Source organism: Flavobacterium suncheonense GH29-5 = DSM 17707, from assembly GCF_000430025.1.
Lineage (GTDB): Bacteria > Bacteroidota > Bacteroidia > Flavobacteriales > Flavobacteriaceae > Flavobacterium > Flavobacterium suncheonense.
The window spans coordinates 1-2,680 of sequence record NZ_AUCZ01000034.1 but is presented as its reverse complement, the minus strand read 5'-3'; the positions used below and the strand labels follow the sequence as shown (position 1 = coordinate 2,680).

General features: G+C 29.4%; 3 protein-coding genes. All 3 read right to left on the bottom strand.

Translation table 11 applies throughout. The annotated features are described in order from the left end of the window. Nucleotides 1-241: 241 nt before the first annotated feature. The 3 genes from G498_RS0109855 to G498_RS15455 all read right to left on the bottom strand — a co-directional run bounded on the left by G498_RS0109855 (nt 242) and on the right by G498_RS15455 (nt 2,554). Nucleotides 242-949 (bottom strand): hypothetical protein, encoded by a 708-nt coding sequence (locus G498_RS0109855; RefSeq protein ID WP_131387723.1) that lies wholly within the window; start codon nt 947-949, stop codon nt 242-244. 178 nt (nt 950-1,127) lie between these two features. Continuing rightward, nucleotides 1,128-1,409, bottom strand: coding sequence for a hypothetical protein (locus G498_RS0109850; RefSeq protein WP_026981006.1), 282 nt, complete (start codon nt 1,407-1,409; stop codon nt 1,128-1,130). Between the two features lie 20 nt (nt 1,410-1,429). Further along, on the bottom strand, nt 1,430-2,554 hold the full coding sequence (locus G498_RS15455) for a M48 family metalloprotease (RefSeq protein WP_131387724.1): 1,125 nt from the start codon (nt 2,552-2,554) through the stop codon (nt 1,430-1,432). Between the last annotated feature and the right edge of the window lie 126 nt (nt 2,555-2,680).

Here is a 2,680-nt window from a genome sequence, read left to right as displayed (position 1 = left end):
GGTTCCAAGAACCTTCAAATTATTACTCCAAAAAAATACTTAGGGATTCATAAACGCAAAAACTTCGGAGACGGCGCAATTATACACAACGTTTTGAGGCTTGAAACCGTTGCGAATTTTTGTCACAAGCCTTGACAAATATACCGAAAAGTTAGAAAGAAAAAACCTGACTTCGGAGAAGAAAGTGGAAGCACTGACTCTTCCTATTAAACACCGAACCAGCAATGGTTTTAAACCGCTGTTAGTTGCTGTTATATAATTTACTCATTAAAAGATTATAACCTTTCCAATTACAAGTTTTTTCAATAATTGTATCTCTTTTAATCCCTTTTATTATTACATAATCCATTCGTGCAGTACTGTTGCATGTTCCTTTTCCATTTAAAGCGTATAATTCTGCTTCAAATTTTTTGATCGATTTTATTTCATCATCAGTCAAAAGTCGTTTATTATCGACATTAGAATTTAAAAAATATTTACCATTGATGTTTTTAATCTCGTAAAATGATTCCATCCTAGCACAACTATTTCCCCAAGTAAAAAGTTTATAAGATTCTCCTTTTTTTAAATTATTTAATGGAGCGTATTTATAATATTTTTCAAGAGGAAGTGAATCATATATGATAGTTGATTTATAAACGCTGTTATTATTCAAGTTTATTTTTCTTGCATGGATATCACTTTTAATATCACTATATTCTAAAATGTAATTTCCGTTTGGTAGACTATCAAGAACATACTTTTCTCCAATTTTAATATCATCAATTACTTTTTTTTCGAAAATAATTGAATCTTCATTTAAGAGTTTAAGAAGACTATATCTAATTGGAATTGTGTCTTTAACATCCGATTTTGAGAATGTAATTTCAATTTTATTATAGGCTTTATTGCAACTTGTAAAAGCTGTTAAAAAGAAAACTAGAAATGCTATGATTATCGCGTTTTTCATAATTGCAACTAACGTCCCGCCGGCTTTAAGAAGTTGGGGATTTTTGTTACTGTTGTTTACAAATATACCGAAAAGTTTGAAAGAAAAAAGCTCAAAAATAGGAGAGAAGTGCAAGCACTGGCTCCTCCCGATACACACCCAAACCCCAATTTCTTAAAACCGCTGTTGTAGGCAGTTTTTAAATTAATTTCCTATGTTTCGCTAAAAATTCAAGTATTGAAATATTATCGTTATGCGTTTGATTTTCATTCCAACATTTTTGTTCATATTCCTTTAAAATACGTAATTCTTCTTCAGTGTATTCAGAAGGCTTATAATTAACCTCGAATGTTACCAACGAAAATAAAATTGCACGCATTTCAAATTTGTCACCATAAAGGTTTGCGAAATAGATTGGTGTTTTAGGTTGTCCCCAATATTCCTCAATAGTTTTTTCTAAAAGCATTCCATAATCTCTCATAATTTATATTTATTTGGTTTTTAAAAAGATGAATTGTCCATTGCTTTAGCATATGTTAAAAACCATACTCCATTCATAGAAGTACCACAGTCAGGACAGCTTTCAACCATTGAAAATTTTAATCTTCTTCCAGGCACAATTAAAGATTCAAAATTAAATTGACATGCATGGCACATTTCATTATCTTCACCAAAATGATATGTGTCAATCCAAACTTTCCAATCTTCATTTTCAATCTTCCTAAAACCTTCTTGAAATTCTTTTGTAGATTTTAATATTCTAATATTAAAAAAGCCTTCTTTTAAATCAACTTCTGTAACTACACCAAATAAATATTCATTGTTGTTAGTGTACCAATCTGGATAATTTTCTTTAGCAAAATCTAATTTTTCTTTAGTTATTAGCATAGGAGTTGTAAACTCATAAAAATCTTCAGGTTTGTCATTTGGTGGTGGAGGTATCGCTCCTTGATATCTTTGTTTACTTGCTTCATTCCAACCATCTAATATTGCCTGAATTCTTCTTCTTTTATTTGGATGTGATTCTGAATCAACTTCGCTACCTAATAAGTTCATAGCATTAGTAGCTTGTTCTTGTGTAGCTCCCATTTTGTATAGAACAAAACCTGAAAATTTATCAGCTTGAAGTTCAATATCATGGTTACTAATGTTGTTGTTTAAAGTATGTCCAGATAAATGATGACCAATTTCATGCGCTAATATTGAAATAGAGCTCCAATAACTATCCGAATATTCATCTGTAAAACTTAATAATTTAGGATCATAAATAATATAACGTTTGTTATCAATCATTGTAGCAACAGCATTCTGAATATCGCCACTATATATTTCAAAATTTAATGGTAAACCAGAATAAGAAATAATGTTTTCTATAACTTTTATTTCTCGTTCTCGTGGGTAATATATTTTAAGTTCTGTTTTATTTAGATTATAATTAAAACCACAACCTATCTTCAAATTATTTATTTCACCCTCAACATTATTTTTGTCAGGTACACTTATTGAACCGTTTATGTTTTGGTTGGTTTCATTTTCATTTTCTTTTGTTTCTTTACTTTCTTTACAAGAAATAAAAATGAACAAAACTGAAGTTAATAAAAATAATTTCATTGTATTATTTATCATAAAAATGAATTTTTAATAAGTACTTTTTTCACGACGTAGCGGTAAAATTGCCTACAACGTGTTGCAGCTTGGCAAAGTTGCGACAGTTAATGATTTACGTTCACAAATATACCGAAAAGTTAGAAA

Excerpts from the sequence above, each read along its gene's own strand:
- G498_RS0109855 (WP_131387723.1), bottom strand. The coding sequence starts at position 949 with ATGAAAAACGCGATAATCATAGCATTTCTAGTTTTCTTTTTAACAGCT.
- G498_RS0109850 (WP_026981006.1), bottom strand. The coding sequence starts at position 1,409 with ATGAGAGATTATGGAATGCTTTTAGAAAAAACTATTGAGGAATATTGG.
- G498_RS15455 (WP_131387724.1), bottom strand. The coding sequence starts at position 2,554 with ATGATAAATAATACAATGAAATTATTTTTATTAACTTCAGTTTTGTTC.